The sequence below is a fragment of the Sphingomonas sp. SphC10 genome (genome assembly GCF_057004845.1).
Map to the genome: position 1 here is coordinate 1,751,788 of NZ_CM168044.1, position 23,171 is coordinate 1,774,958.

Genomic DNA, 23,171 nt, shown 5'->3' on the forward strand with positions numbered 1-23,171 from the left:
CTCCATCCTCCCCAAGCTCGCTTGGGGAGGGGGACCATCGCGCCAGCGATGGTGGAGGGGCAAGCCCCCCCCGCCCCTCCACCACCGGGCTTACGCCCGGCGGTCCCCCTCCCCATCGAAGATGGGGAGGATCGAGGGGTTACGCCCCCACATTCCCCGTCCGCTCCAGCTTGCCCCAACCCACGATCCACCCGCCAATTGCCGAACTGATCGCGCGCAGCACGACCCAGTACATGATCTGGCGATAGACCAGCCGCTGCGCGACCAGCAGATGCGCGGGGTAGCGCACCCGGTTGCCGTCCAGGCGATAGGCCAGCCAGCCACACAACACGTCGATCGCGGTGAAGGCCGTCCAATAGGCCGCCATCTGGAACACGTCGGTCTGCGTCTGCGCCCAGCCATGCTGGCCGACGCGCACTGCCGTTCCGATGACCGACAGGATCAGCGCCAGGTCGATCAGCGGCGAGATGGCGGCGAACAGGATCTGGAACAGCCACGCCTGCGGCAGGCCGATCCGCGCCAGCCCGGCGGGCTTGCCGGTGCGCAACACGCTGCGGTGCTTCCACAGGCATTGCAGCGTGCCGAACGCCCAGCGGTAACGCTGCTTGGCGAGCGCGCGGAAGCTCTCGGGCGCTTCGGTCCAGGCGACGGCGCGCGGATCATAGGTCACGCGCCACCCGGCCCGCTGGATCGCGATGGTCAGGTCCTGATCCTCGGCCAGCGTATCCTCCGGATAGCCGCCCACCGCATCCAGTGCGGCGCGACGCCACGCCCCGACCGCACCCGGCACCACCGTCATCGCATCGAATCCGGCCAGCGCGCGGCGCTCCAGATTCTGCGCGGTGATATATTCGACCGCCTGCCAGCGGGTGACCAGATTGACCCGGTTGCCCACCCGCGCATCGCCCGCGACGGCGCCGAGCTTGGGATCGGCGAACCAGCGCGCCAGCTTGGCGATCGTCTCCGGCTCGAACTGGGTATCGGCGTCCAGCGCGATCAGCACTTCGCCGGTCGCGTCCAGCAGCGCCCGGTTCAGCGCCGCCGCCTTGCCGCCATTGACCAGCGTCAGCAGCCGGACGCGCGGTTCGTTCGCGAACGCCTCACGCACCACGGCGCTTGTCCCATCCTTCGACCCGTCATCGGCGACGATGATCTGAAGGCCCGGATAGTCGCTGGCCAGCACCCGCTCGACCGACCGGACGATCACCCGCTCCTCATTATAGGCGGGGATGATGACCGACACGCTGGGGGTAAATACCGGCGGCACCGGCTTGGACTTGCGCCCCTGGAACCAGGCCAGCCCCGCCATCACGACCGCACGCGCAATGCCGAGCGCAATGGCAAGATAGAACAGCCAGGCGAGCGAAGCCGACAAGAAGGCCAGCACCACGAAGATCGCGACGTCGGTGCGCACCGCCAGCAGGTCATGCCCCTCGACCAGCGGCATCGCCTGGTCGCGGCTGACCCCGACCAGCTGCGAAGCGGGGACGAAGCGATAGCCCTCGGCGCGCAGCGTATCGATGATGCGGGGCAGCGCCTCGACCGTCTGTTGGCGGTCGCCGCCGCCATCGTGGAGCAGGACGACATTGGCCGAATTGTCGGGCGTCGCGCCGTGCACCTGATCGATCGTCTGCTGGACAATCGCGTCGGTGCCGGGCCGCTGCCAGTCGTTCGGATCGACATGCAGGCCGACGACCGTATAACCCAGATTCTGCGCGATCAGGGCGGGATCGATCTCGTCCGCCGTCGTCGGCTCGGCGTCGCCGAAATAGGGCGCACGGAACAACGTGGTCGATCGGCCGGTATAGGCCTGGATCAGCCGCTTGGTGGCGTTCAGCTCCAGCTTGATCGTCCGCGCGCCCGTCGTTGCCATGTTGGGATGGGTGTAACTGTGATTGCCCAGTTCGCTGCCGCCCGCGACGATCCGGCGAAGCAGCTGCGGGTGTTGCAGCGCATTCTCGCCGATCACGAAGAAGGTGGCGGGCACATGCTCGCGCTCCAACACGTCCAGGATCTTGGGCGTCCATTCCGGATCGGGCCCGTCGTCGAAGGTCAGCGCGATCGTCTTCGGGACCGCGCCCGCCCGCTGCACGACATAGGGCGTCGGATAGGTGCGATAGACCTCGTTCCGGATCACCCCGTCCTTGTCATATTTCAGTCCGCGCTCGCCCTGGGTCGGCTGGGCGGTGATGCGCAGGATTTCGCCCGCCCCCTCGACATCGACGTTCAGCGGCGAGGCGACGGCACCCAGCCGGGGAATGACGCCCCGCGCGGTGCTGCGGAACGCGGCGAAGTCGGCCCAAAGACCGGGGTCCTCGCTGCCCAGCTGCCAGAAGGCGACATCATCGATACCCAGCCGCTTCAGCGCCTGGAGTTGGTTCCAACTGGTCGCGGCGTCGAGCATCCACACGGTGTGATGCTCGCCATTCTCGTCATAGGCGAAACCGGCATTGCCGCTCGCCTGGTCGAACGTCACCTTTGCCTGGCTGTCATGCGCGATCAGCCATGCTTCTTCGATCGACCGCGCCTCGGCCGGCCCCTTGGCGGGCCAGTCATAGCCATAGCTGCCCAGCGCCACGATCAGCTTGTCGCGCCCGACCTCGCGCAGCGCCTTTTCCGACGCCTGGAGGAACCAGGGCTGCGCCGCGATCGGCCCGGGGGTGCCGGTCTGCCAATGCTGGTCATAGGCCATCAGGATGATACGATCGACGACCTTGGCCAGACGCTGCAACTGCCACGCCTCGTCCTCGGCGGGGACGGTGACGGCCAGCACGGCGCCCTTGGGCAGGTGCGCCTTGATCCGCTGGAGCAGCCGGGGATAGCCCGCCATGGCATTGGCGGGCAAATTCTCGAAATCGACGACCAGGCCCGACTGGCGGTTGGTCGCGATCGACTGGCCGAGCTGGGTCGCCAGCTTTTCGGACGCCGCCGGGCTGGCGATGATCCGCGCGATGGTCTGGCCGTCCCACTCGTCGTCGGACAGGTTCTGCACCATCGGCAACAGGCGCGGCGGCTTGGCCGCGCGCGAAAGCAGGCTGGCGAGCTTGGCATCGTTGTCGATCGTCAGCTGCCCCTTGGGACCCGACACGTTCATCAGGCCGGGGACCAGCCAGTCGATCTGCCCCATATGCGCATGGAGCGACGCCAGCGCGGAATCATTGCCCGGGGTATAGAAGGCGACGGTCAGCGGCGTATGGTTCTGTGCCACCGACTTGCGGGGCAGCCACTCGCCACGCCGCCCCTTCAGCTGCGCGGTCGGCTCCAGCGTCATCGCCTGCCGCCGCGCGAAGGGCAGGGGCAGCACGCCCGAATTCGGCACCGCGACCAGTGTCGTGGCAAAGGCGATGGCGGCGACGATCACCGCCAGGATCGTCACCGCGACGGCGCGCCGTGCCCAGGTGCCCCGACGGCCCGTCGGGTCAAAGAAGATCGGGTTGCTCAACGGTGTCGATCCTTGGTCCAATACGCGAATGCTATGGCGGCCTATTACCCCCGACCGCTTAAGCTCGCGTTTCCATCAGCCAGCCGATGCCAGATCACTGACATAGAGCGCGTGATCACAACATTACAGATTTTTCATGACACCCCCGCTTCTCATTCATCCCATCCGTGACAAGGATTGCCGACGAACATTAGGACACGTCATGGTCGAACTTCTCGCCCGCCTGCGCTCCAGATGGCGCCTTATGCTTGGAGTCGCGCTGGGGCTGCTTGCTGTGATTGCCGCTATCCTTCTCTATTCGGGCAGTTATTTCGACAAGGATCCGTTCATCCGCTTTCCGGCGCAGGGCAGGGTCCAGCCGATCCTGGTGCTGTCGCTGTCGGGCGACATGGGCCTGCGCTATGGCATGGGCGGGGTGATCGCGCGGTCGCTGAGCGCCGACGGGATCGAGGTGATGGGCGTCAACTCGCCGGTGCTGTTCCGCGAGCGCCGCACCGCCGCACAGGTGGATGAAGTGATCGCCGACCTCGTCCGCCGGGCCGAGGCCGAAAGGGGCGAGCGAAAGCTCGTGCTACTCGGCCAATCCTATGGCTCGGACATGCTTCAGACGGGGCTGGCGCATCTGCCCGCCGATCTGCGCAAGGCAATCTCGGCGGTCGTGCTGGTGGTGCCGGGTGAGACGGCCTTTTTCCGCTCCGACCCTTCCGGCCTCGCCTATATGGGCAAGCCCGACAGCCTGGGGATCACGACCGCGCGGCAGATCGACTGGGTGCCGATGACCTGCATCTATGGCGTGCGTGAGCCCGACAGCCTGTGCCCTATGCTGAAACAGCCCAATGTCCGTGTCGTGGCGCTGCCCGGCGACCACTATCTCAACCATGACGACGCCAATCTGGTCGCCCATGTCGAAGCGGCGGTGCGCCGGGCGCCCTCCCCCGCCGATTGACGGGGGAGGAACGCCGGACGATCAGGCGGTGATCGCCTCAATCGGCGTATCCGCGTCTTTGCGTGTCCGCCACACGGCGGCGCAGCCCAGCGCATAGGGCTTGGCCAGCACCGTAGACACCGTCATGTAGCGCGCCGTCGCGGTGTCGCGGGTCAGCGTCAGGTGCAGATACCCCTTGTCGTCCTGATCGCAGAAGCGGACGACCTTCGGATTGGCCGCCGCGATCTCGCGCCCGATACCGGGCATCATGTCGCCCCAGGAGGGGCTGGTGACGGACGTACCCGCGAACTCCGCCGCGACCAGCTTGCCGCTGGCGTCATACAGGTCGTTGGCCCAGGCGGCATGGCTGTCGCCCGACACGACGACCGGCCGCGACCCCGCACGCCGGAACGCGGCGTAAAGCCGCTCGCGCGCCGCCGGATACCCGTCCCAGCTGTCGAAATTCAGCGGCAGGCCCGCGCGATACGAGGCCTGCGCCTCGCCCAGCCGCTGGCGCTCGCCCTCCGACAGGCGTTCGGTCAGCTTGGCATAACCCTGTGGCCCCATCTGCTTTTCCAGGTCGGGACCGTCGATCCGCGCCATCACCACCTGGTTGCCGATCACCTGCCACGGCGTCCCCGCCTTGACCGAGGCGGTCAGCGTCCGCTCGATCCAGCCGAGCTGCCCTGCGCCGAGCAGTTCGCGCTCGGGCCGCGCGCGTTCGGCCATCATCGCGGCATATTCCTCGGGCTGGGGCGCTTCGCCCTTGGCCGCCGCCACCTGCTTCGACCGGGCGAGCAACCGCGTCTCCACCATCACCAGCGTGGCGAGGTCGCCGAAATCGAAGCTGCGGTTGATCGCTTCCCAGGGCTGGCCGGGCCGGGGATCGCGGATCGGCATCCATTCGAAATAGGCCTGCATCGCCGCCGCCTTGCGCTTGCCCCAATCGCCTTCGGTGGCGGGCTGGTGGTTCTCCGCGCCGCCGATCCAGTCGTCATTGGCGACCTCGTGATCGTCCCAGACGCAGATGAACGCCGCGCGGGCATGTGCCGCCTGCATGTCGGGGTCGCGCTTCACCTGAGCATGGCGCTGGCGATAATCGGCGAGCGTCACGATTTCGTGCGCAGGCTCGGGCAGGCGGTTCAGTTCATGCCCGGTCTTCGTGCCGTAACCGTCCGCGCCATATTCATAGATATAGTCGCCCAGATGGACCACCGCGTCGAGCCGCTCGGTCTTCGCAATCGCGTCATAGGCGTTGAACAGGCCGCCAGGATAAAGCTGGCACGACACCACCGCCAGCGCCAGTTCCTCGACCCGCCCGCGCGGCAGGGTGCGGAAACGCCCCTCGGGCGAACGCTGGCCCCCCGCCGTCTCGAACCAATAGCGATAGTCGCGCCCCGGTTGCAGCCCCGCCACCTCGACCTTGGCGGTGAAGTCGCGCGCCGCGCGCGCCGTGACCCGGCCGGTGTGCAGGCCCACCGCATCGCTGCCACCCATCGGCGCGACGTGCCAGGTCAGGGCGATGTCGCCCCCCTGCCCTTCCGCGGGCGTCGCGCGGGTCCACAGGATCGCACCGGCCGCCGAGGGATCGCCGCTGGCCACGCCATGATCGAACCGTACCGCCGGAGCCGCCGCCTCCACCAGGGTCGTCGGCAAGGCCAGGCTGGCCCCGCTCCCCATCAGCGCCATCGCGCGGCGTCGATTCATCATCGTCATCGTATCGGTCCTTTCGGACCGGACGGCTAGGCGCGGTGCGCGACAGTCCGATGGCGGAGCCATGACGGTTTGGCGACAGACGACAACTGTCATCAATTTGCCATATCGTGGACACCGACTGGTAATTCCTCTTGCCTAAGGAACCACAAAACAGGGGCAATACCGGGGGACATCATGAATTCGACGATCGGCCGCGTCAGCGCGGCTGTGCTGCTGGCTGGCCTGTCTCAGGCGGCCTTCATCCAGGCGGCGACGGCACAGGCGATGATCCAGCCGCAGGAGGATGCGCGCGACGCGGATGGCAATCCCGACGTCATCGTCACCGCGCAGAAGCGAGAACAGCGGATCGAGGACGTGCCCGTCACCGTCACCGCCGTCACGGGGGCGCGCATGGCGGACCTGGGCGTCAACGCGCTGTCCGAAGTCGCGCAATATATCCCCGGCCTCCAGATCCAGGAGCAGAGCGCGAACAATCCCGGCTTCGTGATCCGGGGCATCACCTCGGACTCGGGCTCGGCCCAGCAGGGTGCGCGGGTCACGCTCTATTATAACGGCGTCGACATCAGCCGGACGCGCGGCGCCTATCAGGATCTGTACGATATCGAGCGGATCGAGGTGGTGAAGGGGCCGCAGGCGACGCTGTTCGGCACCGCCGCCGCCATCGGCGCGATCAACATCATCTCCGCCAAACCACGCGCCGGGACCGAGGGCGGCATCCTGGTCTCCTATGGCAATTTCGACCGGAGCCAGGTGTCGGGCTATCTGAACGCGGGCAACGACACGCTCGCCGGGCGGATCGCCTTCGCCTACAAATATCGCGACGGCTATGTCCGCAACATCGCGGGCGATCCCAAGGTCGCCAATCAGAATCAGGGCCGGGTCGATCAGGACGATCTGAACGGGCAGGATCAGCGGGGCGTTCGCGGGTCGTTGCGCTGGACGCCCAATTCGTCGCTCACCGCCGATCTGGTGCTGACCTATGACGGACAGCGCAATCCCGGCACCGCGTTCAAGAGCCGCGTCTTCGCCCCCACCGGCGGCCAGACCGGCGACTATGGCTATGCCGAGCTGTCCGGCTCGCCCTTCTCCGCCGAGGTGCTGGGACGGCGCAAGCTGGGGCTGACGCGCAACGTCTATGACGCGAACCTGACGGTCGCGGTCGATGTCGCGCCGGGCATCACCTTCACCACGGTCAACGGCTATCGCCGGTTCGACGCGCTCGAAATCTTCGACGCGGACGGCGGCCCCGCCTGGTATTTGGAGTTCGGCGAGGACGCCAAGGGCGATCAGTGGAGCCATGAAAGCCGCTTCGCCTTTGACGGCGCGCATTACCGCGCCTCCTTCGGTTGGAACGCCTTTTTCGAAAATGGGCAGCAGCGCGTGCCCTTCTCGACCGAGGAAGGCACCTATCTGGCCTGTTCGGTGGCCCGCGACTTCGCGCCGATCCGCCAGATCCTGAACGGTGCCGGACTGCCGACCAGCACCGCCTGCGTCGCGGCCAACGGCACCATCCCGGCGACGCGCGCCACCGCGATCCTGTCGCGCGGGACGGCGACCGTCGTCCCCTACAGCGCCAGCTTCGCCAATTACGGCAATACCGACACCTATTCGGTCTTTGCCGACGCCACCTGGATTCCCACGGACGCGCTGGAACTGACGGCCGGGGCCCGTGTGCTGATCGAGGATCGACAGTCGGGTTACAGCTCGGTCATGCCCGACAGCCGGTTGCTGGCGGGGGCCGGAATCTTCACCAGCCTGCTCGCCGCCGCCAATACCAAGGGGCAGAAATTCACTGCCGAGCGCAGCTATGCCGCGATCCTGCCGCGCTTCAATGCGCTATACCGCCTGAACGACGATGTGAACGTCTATGCCACGGTCAGCAAGGGCCGCCGCTCGCCGGTGGTGCAGCTCGACGCGCAGCGCATCGTGCCCCTGAGCGTCGCCAATTCGGGCGCCATCCCCCGGCTTCAGATCATTCCGGCCGAAAATGTCTGGAATTACGAGGGCGGCATCAAGGGGCGGGTCGGCGCGTTCTCGGGCGCGGCCTCGGTCTTCTACCAGCGGTACAAGGGTTTCCAGGTTTCGGTGTTCGAGAATGGCCTGACCGTGACGCGCAGCGCCGGGTCCGCCGACAACCTTGGCGTCGAGCTGGAGGCCAATGTCGCGGTCCATCGCTGGCTGAGCCTGTTCGGCACCTTCGCCTATATCGATGGCGGCATCGGCAATGATCCGTCGAACGGCGTCTTCGCGGGCAACCGTTTCCGCCTGCAGCCCGACACCACCGCGTCGGGCGGCGCGAACCTGCGCATCCCGCTGGGCACGTCGGCGACCTTCTATGCGACGCCCAGCGCCACCTACCGCTCCAAGGTGTTCTTCGAACTGCCCAACAGCGAGGCGATCTCGCAGGGCGGCTATACGCTGGTCAATCTGCGTGCGGGCGTCGAGTTCGGCGACCAGGGCCGCTTCCATGTCGGCGGCTTCGCGCGCAACCTGACGAACAAGCGCTATCTGATCGATGCGGGCAATACCGGCGGCACGTTCAGCACCCCGACCTATATCGCGGGCGAACCACGCTTCTACGGCGTGGAACTGGGCGCGCGTTTTTAGCAAGTAACGCCCCTTCCCTTCAGGGAAGGGGCTATCCTATGGGCATTTAACCGCTTCCTAACCCCGGACCGCTAGAGGCGATGGCCTGGGCCATGGGTTGGGAAGCGGATATCGTGCTGCGCTGGTTGATGTTGGTGGCGAGCCTGGCGGTTGCCACCTCCTGCACCCCCGTCCGCGAGCGGTCGGCGCATCTGACGCTGGATGTGCCGCCGCCGACCGCGCGGACGCTGCTGCGCCAGCTCGCGCTCGACGTGCCCGACACCGACCTGCCCGAGGCGATCAGCGGCAATACCCCCATCGAAATGGCCGCCGCCCCCGCCTTCAGCGGCGCCGCGCGCACCGCGACCGATGCGGCCCGCGCCGCCGAGTGCCTGACCGCCGCCATCTATTACGAGGCCCGCTCCGAGCCGGTCGACGGCCAGCGCGCGGTGGCGCAGGTCGTGCTCAACCGGGTCCGCGACCGGGCTTTCCCCAAAAGCATCTGCGGCGTCGTCTATCAGGGGTCGGAACGGTCGACCGGTTGCCAGTTCAGCTTCACCTGTGACGGATCGATGCTGCAACCCCGCGACCCCGCCGCCTGGAACCGCGCCGCCGCCGTGGCGCAGGCTGCTCTCGCCGGATTGGTCTATGCGCCGGTCGGGGCCGCGACCTTCTACCATGCCAATTACGTTCTGCCCTGGTGGGCCTCCAGCCTCAGCCGGATCGGCTCGGTCGGCACGCATATCTTCTATCGCTGGCGCGGGGCGCTGGAACGCGACCTGTCCTTCCGCCAGGATTATGCGGGGGTGGAGCCCAACATTCCCCTCCCCGTCACCGTCCAGAATCCCGCCGCCGCGCCGATGGCCGAGGCGATGTACGGCGTGACCATCCACCGTGGCGAGCAACGGGCCGAGGCCATGGCCGGGGTGCCCGATGCGAAGCCCACGCCAGTATCTACGGCGGGCGTCCGCATCCACCGCAACGGCTTTGCCCATGGCGGGGAAGCCACATCCGGCGTGATCGTCAGTGAGGAAAGCGATCCGGGCTGATCGAGGACCTATTCCTCCCCCATAGGAGGGGGACCGCCGGGCGCCAGCCCGGTGGTGGAGGGGTGTACCCGGTCGCAAGGGGGATTCCCTATCTGATGCCGACACCCCTCCGTCAGGCCTTCGGGCCGCCGCCTGCCCTTACAGGGGAGGAAAGATCAACCGATCGTGTCGATCCACGCGGGCAGGTCGCCCAATCGCTCCAGCTGGCGGAAGCGGGGATGGTCGACCGGCGCGTCGCCTGCTTCATGGCTCCATGCCAGCGGTTGCGGGATGAACGCGGCCCAGGCGCCCGCCGCCAGCGCGGGCAATATGTCGGAACGCATCGAGTCCCCGGCCATCACCGCCTGTTCGGGCGCGACACCGTGGCGGGCGAAGATACCGCGAAAGGTATCCGGCGTCTTGTCGCTGACGATCGCCACGTCGTCGAAATGCGAACCGAGCCCGGACGCCGCCAGCTTCGCTTCCTGATGCAGCAGGTCGCCCTTCGTCACCAGCACCAGCTTCCCCCGCTCGCGCAACGCCTCGATCGTGTCGGCGATACCGTCGAGCAGTTCGACCGGATGCGCCAGCAATTGCCGCCCTGCTTCCAGCACGCGCGCGATCAGGTCGGTGGGCAGGGTCGGCCCCGCCAATTCCACCGCCGTCTCGATCATCGACAGGGTGAAACCCTTGGCCCCATAGCCATAGAGCCGCAGATTGCGCGCTTCGCACGCCTCCAGCGTGGCGCGGGCGACGCGCGCCTCGGCAAAGGGGGCGAGCAGGCCGACCAGCGCCTCCTCGGTCGCCGCAAAGTGGCGCATATTGTGCCAGAGCGTGTCATCCGCATCGAGGCAGATCAGCGCGATGGTCATGCCGTGTCTCCCATTTTGCCCCTCGTTCCTGGCCCCACGTTCTTGGCAGGTTTTTTTCCATCACAGCTCGCGGATCAGGCGCAAGCCCAAACGCGGCCGGAACCGCTCGCCACGTGCCTTTTCCGCGCCGACGCCGCCCTGCACCCCCAGCTTGCCGATCGCGCGGTGGACCTGCGGCATCAGCAGCCAATAGGCACCCTGCCCATTCTGCCGGTTCATCTCCAGGCCCAGCACCGTGTCGGGATTCACGTCGTAGAAGGTCGAGTGGTTGATGATCGTCCCCGTCTCGTTGCCCTCGCGTAGGGTCACGTCGCCGACGCCGAGCATCGTCATCGTGCTCCACCGCTCGCCGAAACGATTGCCGAGCAGCCATAACAGGGTCGAGGTCCAGCCGCCCTCCTCTCGGTCGTGCAGCCCCAGATACTGGACGCCGTGCACGCTCCGCCCGCCCCGGAAGCTGCCCAGCCGCTTCTGAAGCCCCATCTTGTATTGGACCACGCGGCTATCGATGAGCGGCAGTTCGAGTTCGACCGCAAAGCCGTCCGCCACCGCCAGTTCGACTTCCGGCGCCCATTCCAGTTCGCCGCGCGGCCCGGTCAGGTCGCGCTGCGCCAGCGTGTTGACCTCGATCTCGCCCGCCTTGGCGGTCAGCGGGCGGATCATGTCGAACACCATCGGCTCCGGGATATCGGGGCCGGTCTGGGCGGCGGCGGGAACGCCGAAGAGCAGAAGGGCCAGGGTGGAAAAAGCCAGGCGGCCGGTCATGAACATCGTGAAACTCCCAGGCATTACGCAGTACCGCGGTGCCGGAGCCATCGCCGCCGGGCGTATCAGGGCGCGTGGGGTTCGTACCGCCGCGCGCCCGCGCCCATCGCCGCCTGTATTCCCGTGACCAGCGCATCCACCGTGAAGGGCTTGGTCAGCAACTGCATGCCCGGCGACAGATGCCCGCTGTTCAGCACCGCATTCTCTGCATAGCCCGTGACGAACATGACATTCAATTCATGTCGCAACTCCCGTGCCGCCTCGGCCAGCTGCCGCCCGTTCATGCCACCGGGCAGGCCGACATCGGTGACGAGCAGGTCGATGCGCTCGGCCGAGCGCAGCACGGCCATCCCCTCGACGCTGTCCGCCGCCTCGATCACCCGGTATCCCATGTCGCGCAGCACGTCGGCGATCATCATCCGCACCGTCGCCTCGTCATCGACGACCAGCACGGTCTCGCCCGCCCCCGATGCGTTGGCGGGGGCACCGGCGGCATTTTCGCCGTCCCGCTCGGCGGGGCCGTGATGGCGCGGCAGATAGAGGAACACCGTCGTGCCCTCGCCCGGCGCCGAACGGATGCGGACCTGACCGCCCGATTGCTGGGCAAAGCCATAGATCATGCTCAGCCCCAGCCCGGTCCCCTGCCCCAGCGGCTTGGTGGTGAAGAAAGGGTCGAACGCCTTTTCCATCACCTCGGGCGTCATGCCCGTGCCGGTATCGGTGACGCACAGCGCCAGATATTCGCCGTCCGGTATATCGGCGAAGCGGGCATTGTCCTGGTCCAGGCGGCGATTGACCATCTCGATCGCGATCCGCCCGCCGCCCGGCATCGCGTCGCGCGCGTTGATGCACAGGTTCAGCAGCGCATTCTCCAGCTGCGGCGCATCGACCAGCACGGTCCACAGATCGTCCGATCCTTGCGTCTCCAGCGCGATGCCCGGCCCCACCGTACGGCGGATCAGGTCGGTCATGCCCGCGACCAGCGCGGCGATATCGGTCGGCTTGGGCGCCAAGGTCTGCCGCCGGGAAAAGGCGAGCAGCCGATGGGTCAGCGCCGCCGCGCGCCGCGTCGCCCCCTGTGCGGCGTCCATATAGCGGTCGACGTCGTTCACCCGCCCCTGCGCCAGCCGGAGCGCCATCAGCTCCAGCGACCCCGAAATCCCGGCGAGCAGATTGTTGAAGTCGTGCGCCAGACCGCCGGTCAGCTGGCCTACCGCCTCCATCTTCTGGCTCTGGCGCAGCGCCTCCTCGGCCCGCATCAGTTCGGCGGTGCGGTCGGCGACACGCTGTTCCAGTTGGTCGGTCAGCGCGCGGAGTTCGGCGATGGCCGTGTCGCGCTCTACTTCCAGCGCACGGCGCAGGCCGACATCGATCAGGACGCCGGGAAACTGGATCGGCATACCCTCAGCCGAGTGATCGACCCGGCCAATGGCTTCCAGCCAATGGTAATGGCCGTCATGGCGGCGGACGCGATATTGGTGCGCATAGGCGCCACCCCGCATGATCGCCTCCTGCACCGCCTCCGACAGACCGGCGCGGTCGTCGGGATGGACCAGTTCGACCACCTGCTCCAGTTGCACCCCTTCATGACCATGGGCGGGATCCAGCCCGAAATGTCGCGCGAACGGCTCGTCGCAGGTGAAGCGGTTGGTCACCAGATCCCAGAACCAGGTGCCGATGATCGCCCCGGCCTCCTGGGCCAGTTGCACCCGCTCGGCATTCAGCCGGGCCCGCGCCTCGCTCTCGCGCAATTGCTGTTCGACGCAGACGCGGTCGGTGATGTCGAAGCTGACGCCCGGAAATCGCACGCAACGCCCATTCTCATCGGCGATGCAGCGGCCCCGCGCCGACACCCAATGAATGGTGCCATCGGCCTGGACCAGCCGATATTCGGAGGCGAAGCGGCCTGCGGCATCATCGGTGCCCGCCCCCAACCCCGCCCCCAGCCCCGCCATCGCCTCCGCGACTTCGCGCTCGACGCGCTCTCGGTCATCAGGGTGAATGCCCTTGAAGAATTCGGCGATCGGCAAGCCCGCCTTGGCCGCCGCCGGATCGACGCCGTACATGGTCGCGAAGCGCGGGTCCGTACGGATCGAATCGTTCACCACGTCCCAATCCCACATGCCAACATGCGCGCCCGAGCTGAGGGCCAGTTCCAGCCGCTCGTCCGCCTCCCGCTGGTGCCGCTCGGCCAACACCCGGGCGGTCGTCTCGCCGGTGACGCAGATCATGCCCGAAATCTGCCCCTGATCGTCAAAGACCGGCGAATAGGAAAAGGACCAATAGGCCTCTTCGGGCTTGCCCTCGCGTGCCAAGTCGAGCCGCATGTCGGTGACCTGCGCGACCTTGCCCGACAGCGCGACGTCGACGAGTGGCGCGATATCGTCCCAGATGCTGCCCCACAGGATACGGAAGGGCGTCCCCATGGCGGTGGCGGCGCGATAGCCCAGCATCGGGCGATAGGCATCGTTGTAGAAGGACACCAGATCCGGCCCCCAGACCAGATACATGGGCGCCGGGCACGCGATCATCGTCGCGATCTGGGCCTTCAGCGCGGCGGGCCATGTGTCGGGGGACCCGAGGCTGGTCGTCGTCCAGTCGAACGCGATCATCTCGTCGACGATACGGCCCGATACGCCGTTGAGAAAAGCAAAGGCGGGGGAGTGCACCATGATGCGACCCTGCAACAGACTGTGGTCCAGCGCCAGCGTTGAGAGCGGGCAAGCCAGGGCATTGTGGCGGATCCGCCTGCATGTCGGCCATTTTGTCCCTGGGTTGATCTGTCCGAGTGACAGTGGCGACCCGCTCGACTACCCCATGCGCCGTGACGGCGATCCGCAGCCTGTTCGCGCAACGCCATCTCGCCGTGCTGATCTGCGCGACGGCGCTGCTGCTCAAGCTGTTGATCCCGGCGGGCTATATGATCGGGCAGGTCGATGGTCGGGCGGCGATCATCCTGTGCCCGGGCAGCGCGCCAGTGCCAGCCCCTGCCCCGGTTCCGATGGCGCATGACGGGGCCATGGCGATGGACCGTGCCGCCATGAGCCATCATCGGAGCGACCACGGTTCGGGCCATTCGGGCCAGGATCACGGCCGCGAGATGCCCTGCGCCTTTGCCGGGCTGACCGCCCCCGGTCTGGCGGCGACCGATCCGATCCAGCTGGCCCTGCTCATCGCCTTCGTCATGGCGGTCGGCTTGGCCATGCCGGTCCTGCCCCGGCCCGCCGTCGCGCCCTATCTGCGGCCGCCCTTGCGGGGACCGCCCGCGCTTTCCTGACCCGTCTCATCCGACGTCGCTGCTTACCGCCCGCGACGTTTCCATGATGCTGCCCCCGTCCCCGGCGAGGGTTGGTCGAAAGCCTTGTCATGCCTTATAATCCTTTCGGAGCCGGACGTGCGTTTGTCCGGCCGAACGCCTCCGCCGCCTTTCACCGGACCATCTGGCGCTGGCATTTCTGGGCCGGGCTGCTCGTCGCGCCGATCCTGCTGATGCTGAGTCTGACCGGGGCCATCTATCTGTTCAACGACGAGTTGAACGATGTCTTCTACCCCGAGCTTCGCTTCGCCGCGCCGCACGACACGAACGTGCCGATGTCACGCATGATCGAGGCCGCGCTCACCGCCTATCCGGGCAGCGCGTCGCGGGTCGACATGCCCGACACCGCCGACCGCTCGGCAGTGGTCTTCGTCCAGCCGACCGAGGGGCCGCCGCGTCGCGTCGCGGTCGATCCCGGCACGGGCCACGTGCTGGGCAGCGTCGTCTATGACCGGACCCTGGTCGGCTGGGCGGATGCCATGCACCGTTCCATATTGATGGGCGTGTTCGGCGAGCGGCTGGTCGAGCTGGCCGTCAGCTGGGCGCTGGTCCTGCTCGTCACCGGCGTCATCCTGTGGTGGCCGCGCGGGCGGTTCACTGCGGCGGGGACGCTCTGGCCGCGAACGAGCGGGCGGGGACGACGCTTCTGGCGGGACCTGCATGGACCGGTCGGGGTCTGGACGGTCGCGTTGATCGGCTTCCTGATCGTCACCGGCCTGCCCTGGGCCGGGGTCAGCGGGCCGTTGATCCACCGGGTCGGCGCGGCGCTGGGCGTGGGTTATCCGCCTTCCTTCCGCCAGTACAACATACCCCATAGCGTGCCGATGAAGGCCGCATTGGGCGATGCGCCCTGGACGCTGGAGGATGCTCCCCTTCCCCGATCCAGGATGCCGCACTCGGCGATGCCCGCCATGAGCGGCGAACATGCCGATCACGGCCCGGAGATGCCCGGCGCTACCCACGACCCCGCCGTCATTCGCGGCACCGATCGGGTGACGGGCATCCTGCGCGCGCATGGCTGGTCGGGCAGCTACCGGCTGTTCCTGCCCAAGGGCGCGGACGGGGTCTATACCGTCTTCACCTATCCCGACCGGCCGGTGGGGCAGAAGACGCTCTATATCGACCGCTACAGCTTCCGGCAGATCGGGCCCGAGGTGCATTACGCCGGATATGGCATCGTCGGCCGCGCGGTGGAATCAGGTGTCCAGCTTCACATGGGCAATTATTTCGGCCGTGCAAACCAGTTGCTGATGCTGATCCCCTGCATCGCCATCTGGGTCCTGACGTTCAGCGGCGTGGCAATGTGGTGGAAACGTCGCCCGGCCGGACGGGTCGGCGCGCCGCCTGCGCTGTCAGGTGCGCGGGTCGGCGGGCTGCTTCTGTCGCTGGTGGTGGCGGGGATCGCCTTGCCGCTGTTCGGTATGTCGCTGGTCGTCATTGGCCTGCTCGACCGGGTCTTGCTGTGGAGCCGCCGCCGCATCGCGATTGAACAGGCTTGAAGGAAAGCCGTTATCCCACCGACCTTCGCAAAGGGATGACGGCCATGAAGAACAAGGGATTATCGCCATTGGTGGCGGGCGGTATCGCGGCGGGTGTGCTCGGACTGAGCGCGCTGGTCGGGCGGCGTAACGCCCCCGATCCGTCGCACCCGCGCATCCGCCGTTGGTATGCGCGGCTCGACAAGCCCGGCTTCACCCCGCCCGATGCGGTGTTCGGCGCGGTCTGGCCGGTGCTGGAGACGCTGGCGGCGGTCGGCGGCTATCGCCTGCTTCGCCAGCCTGCCTCCCCCACCCGCAACGCCTCGGTCGCACTGTGGCTGGGCAACAGCGCGATGATCGGCGGCTGGACCGAGCTGTTCTTCCGCGAACGGCGCACCGGCGCCAGCACCGCCGCCGCCGGCGCCATGGCGATCGGCACCACCGCCCTCGCCGCCACCGCCTGGAAAGTCGATCGCCCCGCTTCGGTCAGCGTGATGCCGCTGGCGGCGTGGCTGGGCTTTGCGACCCTGCTGGCGGGGGAAGTGTGGCGCCGCAACGACAATCGATAGCAGAAATGCACCGAACATGAACTTTAGATGAAGCCGGCATGAACTATTCCGCCAGGGAAACGTTCGGGGGCGATGCGGGGGAAAAGCAGCGCCATCTCGATTCTGACAGCCGGTTTCCTGGCGGGATGCAATACGCATCAATCCACGCTGGCGCCGTTCGGGGCGGATGCGGCCGATATCCGCCATCTTTTCATCATCATGCTGGTCGGCGCGGTGCTGATTGCGGGCGGTGTCGCGCTGCTGATGCGCCATGCCGTCCGGGCGCCCGAGGGATCGATCGACCACCGCAAGGGGATGCGGATCGTCCTGTGGCTGGGCGGGATCATCCCGACCGTCGTGCTGCTCGGGCTGCTCGCCTATTCGCTACCCTATATGAAGCCGCGCCCGGCCTCGCCCGCCGACCTGACCATCGCGGTGGATGGCGAGCAATTCTGGTGGCGCGTCGCCTATGCGCCGCCGGGCCGTCCCCCGATCCTCAGCGCCAATGAAATCCGCATTCCCACCGGACGCACCGTCGCCTTCCGCCTGAGCGGCGGCGATGTGGTGCACAGCTTCTGGATACCAGGGCTGGCGGGCAAAATGGACATGATCCCCGGCCGCATCAACAGCTTGGTCGTGCGCGCCAACAAGCCCGGCCGCTATCGCGGGCAATGCGCCGAATTCTGCGGGCTGTCCCATGCGCTGATGGCGTTCGACGTCATCGCCATGCCGCCCGCCGCCTTCGACGCGTGGCTGGCCGAGCAGGCCCGTCCCGCCCGGCCGGGCGACGCCGCCGGAGCGCGCCTGTTCGCCGAGAATGGATGTGGCGGCTGCCACGGCATCGCGGGCGTCAACGCGCCCAGCCGGATCGGCCCCGACCTCACCCATTTCGGATCGCGCCGGACGCTGGCGGCGGGTATCCTGCCGATGACGGAGGCGAACGTCGCCGCCTTCATCCGCCATCCCGAAAAGACCAAGCCCGGCGTCCGCATGCCATCCTTCCCCCAATTGTCGGATGACGAGGCCATTGCCCTCGCCCGCTATCTTCAGGGCCTGAAATGAGCCTCCACGCGCAGGACGATCCCCAGCTTCGCGCCGAACAGGAAGAGCGGCTGCGCGCGGTGTGGAAACCACCCAGCGGCCTGTTCCTGCGCTGGACCGACACCAACAACAACCGGGTCGGCGTCTGGTACACGCTGACCGCGTTCGGCTTCATGCTGTTCGCGGGCGTGCTGGCGCTGATCATGCGCACCCAGCTGGCGGTGCCCGACAACGACCTCGTCTCGGCGAACACCTTCAACCAGCTGTTCACGCTGCACGGCTCGATGATGATGTTCCTGTTCGCCGTCCCGATGTTCGAGGCGGTGTCGATCATCCTGCTGCCCCAGCTGCTGGGCGCACGCGACCTGCCCTTCCCGCGCCTGTCGGCCTTCGGTTACTGGAGCTTCCTGATCGGCGGCGTGTTCGTCGGCGGCTCGATCTTCTTCAACGCCGCGCCCGATGGCGGCTGGTTCATGTATCCGCCGCTGACCACCCGAACCGACCTCTCGGGACTGGGCGCCGATATCTGGATGCTGGGCCTGTCCTTCATCGAGGTATCGTCGGTGGCCGCCGCGGTCGAGCTGATCGTCGGCGTGCTGAAATGCCGCCCGCCCGGTATGCGGCTGAACCTGATGCCGCTCTATGCCTGGTATATCCTGGTCGTGGCGGTGATGATCCTGTTCGCCTTCCCGCCGCTTATCGCAGGCGACCTTTTGTTCGAGATGGAGCGGCTGCTCAACTGGCCGTTCTTCGACGCGGCGCGGGGCGGCGATCCGCTGCTGTGGCAGCACCTGTTCTGGATCTTCGGCCATCCGGAAGTCTATATCGTCTTCCTGCCCTCCATCGCGCTGTTCGCGATGATGATCCCGACCTTCGCGCAGCGCCATCTGCTCGGCTATCCATGGATCGTGCTGGCTGCCGTCGGCACCGCCTTCCTGTCGTTCGGGCTGTGGGTCCACCACATGTTTGCGACCGGCCTGCCCAAGATCAGCCTCGCCTTCTTCTCTGCCGCCTCCGAAGCCGTCGCCATCCCGACCGGCGTTCAGATCTTCGCCTTCATCGCCACGCTCTGGGCGGGCAAGGTGAAGTGGTCGACACCGCTGCTCTATGCCTCGGGCAGCCTGGCGGTGTTCGTCATCGGCGGCCTGACCGGCGTGATGGTCGCGGTGGCGCCGTTCGACTGGCAGGCGCACGACACCTATTTCGTGGTCGCGCACCTCCACTATGTGCTGATCGGCGGCACGCTGCTGCCGCTGTTCGGCGGGCTTTATTATTACTGGCCGTTGATCACCGGCAAGAAGCTGTCGGACCGGCTGGGGCGCATCGCCTTCTGGATCATGTTCGTCGGCATCAACCTGACCTTCTTCCCGATGCACCTGTCGGGGCTGGAGGGCATGCCGCGTCGTGTCTTCACCTATCCGGAAGAACTGGGCATCGGCTGGCTCAACCTCGCCTCGACCGCCGGTTCTTATATGTTCGCGGCCGGTGTCGCGGTGCTGGTCGTCGACCTCATGCTCTCGCCGACGCGCGCCAAGTCGCCGCGCAACCCATGGAATGCGGGGACGCTGGAATGGCTGGCGCATCCGGATGACGAGGATTGGGGCATCCGCTCGGTGCCGTTGGTCGAAAGCCGCTATCCGATCTGGGACCAGAAGAACTTCGTCGCCAAGGTCGATGAGGGCCGCTTCTTCCTGCCCGATGCCGAGGAAGGTCGCCGCGAGACGATCATCACCTCTGTCCTCGACGCCAAGCCCGTCTCGGTGATCCGGCTGGGCACGCCCAGCGTCAAGCCGATGATGACCGCCGTGGCACTGGGCAGCGTGTTCATCCTGACCACCTATCACCTCTACCTCATCGCCGCGCTGGGCGGTGTGGTCACGCTGGGCTGCATATTGTGGTGGCTGTGGGACACTGCCGAGATTCCGGAAAAGCCGGAAAAGCCGATCGGCCACGGCATGCGCCTGCCGCTCTATATCTCCGGCCCGGCCGCGCCCGGCTGGTGGGCTATGTTCATCACAATGATGGCGGATGCGACCGCCTTTTCGGGGCTGGTCTTCGGCTATTATTTCTACTGGACGATCCATCCCGATTTCGGCGCAGGCTTTGACGGACCGGGCAGCGGCAGGCCGCTGACGGCACTGGCGCTGTCGCTGGCCAGTTGGGCCGCGACGCTGGTCGCGCGCCAGGTTCATCACCGGGGTTCGGTCAATGCCGCACGCGGGCTGCTGGTCGCTGGCGCCGTCACCGTCATCGCCAGCCTGTTCGCCGGGATAGGGTGCCTGGACGGGCTGGACCCGGAGGCCAATGTCTATCCGGCCATCGTCTGGGTGCTGGTCGTCTGGACCGTCGTCCATGCCGCCGTCGCGGTGATCATGCAGCTCTATACGCTGGCGCGCAGCATCGCGGGCAGGATGACGCCGACCCATGACGCCGATATCCGCAACATCACCGTCTATATGCATTTCTTCGCGCTGACCGCGATCGTCACCTATCTGACCATCGGCCTGTTTCCGGAGACGGGGCTATGAAGCGCTGGCTGAAAGGCGCGCACCGGCTGCGCGTCACCCTCTGGACACTGATCGTGCCGCCGACGACGTGGGCGGTGCATTTCCTCTTCTCCTATCTCTGGGTCGCGATCTCGTGCGAGCGGATCGGGAAATGGGCACTGTTCCCTACCGCCTTCGCGATCGGGACGGTCGTCGCGCTGATCGTCATCCTCGCCTCGGGCGTGATCGCGTGGCAGCAGTCGCGCACGCCGGGCGACCCGCCGCCGCATAACGAGGGCACCGATATCGATCGGCTGCGCTTCCTGGCCTATTCGACGATGTTGCTGGCGGGATTGAGCTTCGTCGCGGTGATCTTCACCGCCATGCCCGTCCTGATGCTGGGCGATTGCCGATGAGGCGTAGCTGGTTGATGCTGGGTCTGGCGCTGTTGTCGGTCGGCTGGGCCTTCAGCACCTGGGGCATGACCGGGCATATGGTCGCGCACATGATCGCCGTGGCGGTCGCCGCGCCGCCGATCGCGCTGGGGTTGCAGGGTACACGTTTCGATCCGGCGGTCCACCTGCCCCGGCTCGCCACCCCGCTGGCCGCCGCCATGATCGAGGCGGTCGTGGTATGGGGCTGGCACGTCCCGGCGCTGCGGCGGCTGGCGGACCATGGGTTGCCCTGGCTGATCACCGAGCAGGTCAGCTTCCTGGCGGTCGGCCTGCTGCTCTGGGCCGCCGTGCTCGCGCCGCGTCACCGGGCCGCCGGCGTTGCCGCCCTGCTCGTCACCTCGATGCACATGACCTTGCTGGGCGCGCTGATCGGCCTCGCCCCGCGGCCGCTCTACAGCCATCATGACATGGGGGCGCTGGCGGATCAGCAGATGGCGGGCGTCGTGATGCTGCTGGTCGGCGGCGTCGCCTATCTATGCGGCGGGCTGGCGATGCTCGCGCGCCTGCTCCAGACCAAAGAAGAGGCGCACGCATGACGATCCGCATCACCTGGAAGCGGGCGCTGGCGACGCTGTTGGGCCTAGCGCTGCTCGGCATGGGCTTGGCCTGGTCGGGCGTCATCAACCTGGCCGCCTCCAGCGGGCATTGGGCGATCACCGACTGGTTCCTTCACTGGGCGATGCGCAATTCGGTGCGCACCCATGCCGCCTTCACCGCCCCCAAGGACCCCGCCGACGCAAGCGGGCTGGTGAGCGCGGCCGGGCATTTCGCCAATAGCTGTGCCGTCTGCCACGGAGCCCCAGGCCAGAAGCCCGCCCCCGTGATGCAGGCCGCGACCCCGCCTGCGCCCGACCTGTCGGTCAATGCGCGCGAATGGACCGACAAGCAGCTGTTCTGGATTCTCCAGCACGGCGTCAAATATACCGGTATGCCCGCTTGGGCCGTGCAGGACCGCCAAGACGAAGTGCGCCGCATGGTGGCATTCGTCCGCCGCCTGCCCGACATGACGCCCACCCAATATCGCGCGCTGGTCGCCGAGGCGTCGCCCGCTGTCGATCCCGACAATTGCACCGGATGCCATGGCACCGACGGCCGGGGTCGCGGCGCGCCCGACATTCCGGTTTTGGGCGGCCAGAGCCCCGAATATCTGCTCGCGGCACTCAAGGGCTACGCCAACGGCACCCGGTCAAGCGCGGTGATGCAGCAGGTCGCGATGCGCATGGAGCCCGCCGACATGGAGGCCGCCGCGCGCCGCTTCGCCGCGATGCCGGGGCTGGGCGCGAAGCCTGCGGGCGAACCGGCGGCGGCGCAGATCGTCGAGCGCGGACTGCCCGACAAACAGCTTCCCGCCTGTGTCAGCTGTCACACGCCCGGCAAGCCCTATCCCGTCCTCGCCGGACAGCGGGCCAGCTATATCGCCGCGCGCCTGCGCCATTGGCAGGGCGACAAGAATGTCGTCGATGCGCGCAAGAGCCACGCGACCATGCCCGTCATCGCGCGACGTATCCCGAAGGACATGATCGATCCGATCGCGCGTTATCTGGCGGGGGATGCGGGTTCGGTGCGCTGACGGCTGGCGCCTTCGAAGCGCGGTATGACAAGGCATTCCTCCCGGTAAGGAGAGGAATGCCTAAAACGCTGATGTCCGTGGCTTCAGGCGCTCACTACCCAGGCCAAGTCCTCTGGCAGATGTCCCGGCGGCAAACAGCGGAAGCCGGGTCGTGCGATCAGATAGCCCTGCATGTACCGCACGCCCAGCGCCCGGAGCGCGTCATATTCGTGGATCGTCTCAACGCCCTCGGCGATGATCGCGATGCCCATCTTCTCGGCGATCCGGATCACGCCCTCGACGATCATGCGCCGGGGCATGGTCTGATCGATGCCCCGGATCAGCGCCATGTCGAGCTTGATATAGTCTGTCCTGACCTGCCCCAGCAGGGTCAGCCCGGCATGGCCCGCACCGAAATCGTCGATCGCGGTTCCGAAGCCCATGCAATGATAGGTGTCGAGGATGGTCTTCAGATGCGCGCCGTCGCCGATCTCCGCCTGTTCGGAGAATTCGAAGATCAGCCGCTCATGAGGGACATTTAGCCGTCGCATGGTGTCCAGCGTCGGCTCCAGGCAGGCGAGCGGCGAATAGACGGTGTCGGGAAAAAAGTTGATCGACAGCCGCGCACCGCCGTCGAGCAGCCCCGCCGCCACTGCGCCCTCGATCGCGGCGACCCGGCATTGCTGGTCGAAGTCGTAGCGTTCCTCGGGCCTGATCCGCGTCAGGATATCGCCGGCGCCCTCGCCCTTGCTGCCCCGGACCAGCGCTTCATAGGCGATGGGTCGTCCCGTCTCGACATCCATGATCGGCTGGAACGCCATCGCGATGGCGAAGGCCGGATGATCGGGACAAAAGCTACGATACCCCTGCTGCATGACAGTCTCCTTTGGCCATGAGCATAAGGAGAGGCCGCTAAAGGCACGTTAAATTGTCTAGCAACCGGCATCATATTGCCGAATCTTGC

The 23,171-nt window shown here is 67.0% G+C and carries 17 protein-coding genes; 11 read left to right on the top strand and 6 right to left on the bottom strand.

Translation table 11 applies throughout. The features are described from left to right. Positions 1 to 139 precede the first annotated feature (139 nt). Positions 140 to 3,442 (bottom strand): trifunctional glycoside hydrolase family 18/polysaccharide deacetylase/glycosyltransferase family 2 protein, encoded by a 3,303-nt coding sequence (locus ACWKSV_RS07835; protein WP_076716897.1) that lies wholly within the window; start codon positions 3,440 to 3,442, stop codon positions 140 to 142. Between the two features lie 274 nt (positions 3,443 to 3,716). Here ACWKSV_RS07835 and ACWKSV_RS07840 point away from each other — a divergent pair, with 274 nt between their 5' ends. Beyond that, positions 3,717 to 4,388, top strand: coding sequence for an AcvB/VirJ family lysyl-phosphatidylglycerol hydrolase (locus ACWKSV_RS07840; protein ID WP_338468929.1), 672 nt, complete (start codon positions 3,717 to 3,719; stop codon positions 4,386 to 4,388). A gap of 21 nt (positions 4,389 to 4,409) precedes the next feature. On the opposite strand, the gene ACWKSV_RS07845 is transcribed toward ACWKSV_RS07840, so the two are convergent. Next, a complete protein-coding gene (locus tag ACWKSV_RS07845; RefSeq protein WP_156884305.1) occupies positions 4,410 to 6,083 on the bottom strand; it encodes an alkaline phosphatase D family protein in 1,674 nt (557 codons plus the stop codon). A gap of 174 nt (positions 6,084 to 6,257) precedes the next feature. Between ACWKSV_RS07845 and ACWKSV_RS07850 the strand changes: the two genes are divergently transcribed. Next, a complete protein-coding gene (locus ACWKSV_RS07850) occupies positions 6,258 to 8,690 on the top strand; it encodes a TonB-dependent receptor (RefSeq protein WP_076716902.1) in 2,433 nt (810 codons plus the stop codon). A gap of 80 nt (positions 8,691 to 8,770) precedes the next feature. Continuing rightward, positions 8,771 to 9,718: a cell wall hydrolase gene (locus ACWKSV_RS07855; RefSeq protein ID WP_237243403.1), complete on the top strand. Its 948-nt coding sequence runs from the start codon at positions 8,771 to 8,773 to the stop codon at positions 9,716 to 9,718. A gap of 155 nt (positions 9,719 to 9,873) precedes the next feature. On the opposite strand, the gene ACWKSV_RS07860 is transcribed toward ACWKSV_RS07855, so the two are convergent. Genes ACWKSV_RS07860 through ACWKSV_RS07870 form a run of 3 tightly spaced genes read right to left on the bottom strand, consistent with a single transcriptional unit; the run spans position 9,874 to position 14,006 of the window. Continuing rightward, the gene (locus ACWKSV_RS07860; protein ID WP_076716903.1) at positions 9,874 to 10,569 is read right to left on the bottom strand and encodes an HAD family hydrolase; all 696 of its coding nucleotides are present in this window, start codon (positions 10,567 to 10,569) and stop codon (positions 9,874 to 9,876) included. A gap of 60 nt (positions 10,570 to 10,629) precedes the next feature. Beyond that, entirely contained in the window at positions 10,630 to 11,340 is a 711-nt protein-coding gene (locus ACWKSV_RS07865) for a hypothetical protein (protein ID WP_237243404.1), read from the bottom strand. 59 nt (positions 11,341 to 11,399) lie between these two features. Further along, a complete protein-coding gene (locus ACWKSV_RS07870; RefSeq protein WP_216637071.1) occupies positions 11,400 to 14,006 on the bottom strand; it encodes a PAS domain-containing protein in 2,607 nt (868 codons plus the stop codon). Positions 14,007 to 14,158: 152 nt separating this feature from the next. On the opposite strand from ACWKSV_RS07870, the gene ACWKSV_RS07875 reads away from it, so the two are divergent. The 8 genes from ACWKSV_RS07875 (at position 14,159) to ACWKSV_RS07910 (ending at position 22,228) form a co-directional block, all read left to right on the top strand. Further along, positions 14,159 to 14,611, top strand: a complete 453-nt coding sequence (locus ACWKSV_RS07875; RefSeq protein WP_076716906.1) for a hypothetical protein — start codon at positions 14,159 to 14,161, stop codon at positions 14,609 to 14,611. 89 nt (positions 14,612 to 14,700) lie between these two features. Continuing rightward, entirely contained in the window at positions 14,701 to 16,149 is a 1,449-nt protein-coding gene (locus tag ACWKSV_RS07880) for a PepSY-associated TM helix domain-containing protein (RefSeq protein ID WP_076718292.1), read from the top strand. Between the two features lie 44 nt (positions 16,150 to 16,193). Continuing rightward, complete coding sequence (locus ACWKSV_RS07885) at positions 16,194 to 16,697, top strand: TspO/MBR family protein (RefSeq protein ID WP_076718294.1); 504 nt, start codon at positions 16,194 to 16,196, stop codon at positions 16,695 to 16,697. 72 nt (positions 16,698 to 16,769) lie between these two features. Further along, positions 16,770 to 17,738, top strand: coding sequence for a cytochrome c oxidase subunit II (gene coxB / locus ACWKSV_RS07890; protein ID WP_076716908.1), 969 nt, complete (start codon positions 16,770 to 16,772; stop codon positions 17,736 to 17,738). Beyond that, on the top strand, positions 17,735 to 20,245 hold the full coding sequence (gene ctaD / locus ACWKSV_RS07895; RefSeq protein WP_076716909.1) for a cytochrome c oxidase subunit I: 2,511 nt from the start codon (positions 17,735 to 17,737) through the stop codon (positions 20,243 to 20,245). Before coxB ends, ctaD begins: the two co-directional genes overlap by 4 nt. Beyond that, a complete protein-coding gene (locus ACWKSV_RS07900) occupies positions 20,242 to 20,619 on the top strand; it encodes a hypothetical protein (protein ID WP_056434103.1) in 378 nt (125 codons plus the stop codon). Before ctaD ends, ACWKSV_RS07900 begins: the two co-directional genes overlap by 4 nt. Next, complete coding sequence (locus tag ACWKSV_RS07905; protein ID WP_076716911.1) at positions 20,616 to 21,194, top strand: cytochrome c oxidase assembly protein; 579 nt, start codon at positions 20,616 to 20,618, stop codon at positions 21,192 to 21,194. The genes ACWKSV_RS07900 and ACWKSV_RS07905 overlap by 4 nt, the downstream gene beginning before the upstream one ends. Then, the gene (locus ACWKSV_RS07910; protein WP_191864715.1) at positions 21,191 to 22,228 is read left to right on the top strand and encodes a c-type cytochrome; all 1,038 of its coding nucleotides are present in this window, start codon (positions 21,191 to 21,193) and stop codon (positions 22,226 to 22,228) included. Before ACWKSV_RS07905 ends, ACWKSV_RS07910 begins: the two co-directional genes overlap by 4 nt. 83 nt (positions 22,229 to 22,311) lie before the next feature. On the opposite strand, the gene ACWKSV_RS07915 is transcribed toward ACWKSV_RS07910, so the two are convergent. Beyond that, on the bottom strand, positions 22,312 to 23,082 hold the full coding sequence (locus ACWKSV_RS07915) for an EAL domain-containing protein (protein ID WP_237243405.1): 771 nt from the start codon (positions 23,080 to 23,082) through the stop codon (positions 22,312 to 22,314). Positions 23,083 to 23,171 lie beyond the last annotated feature (89 nt).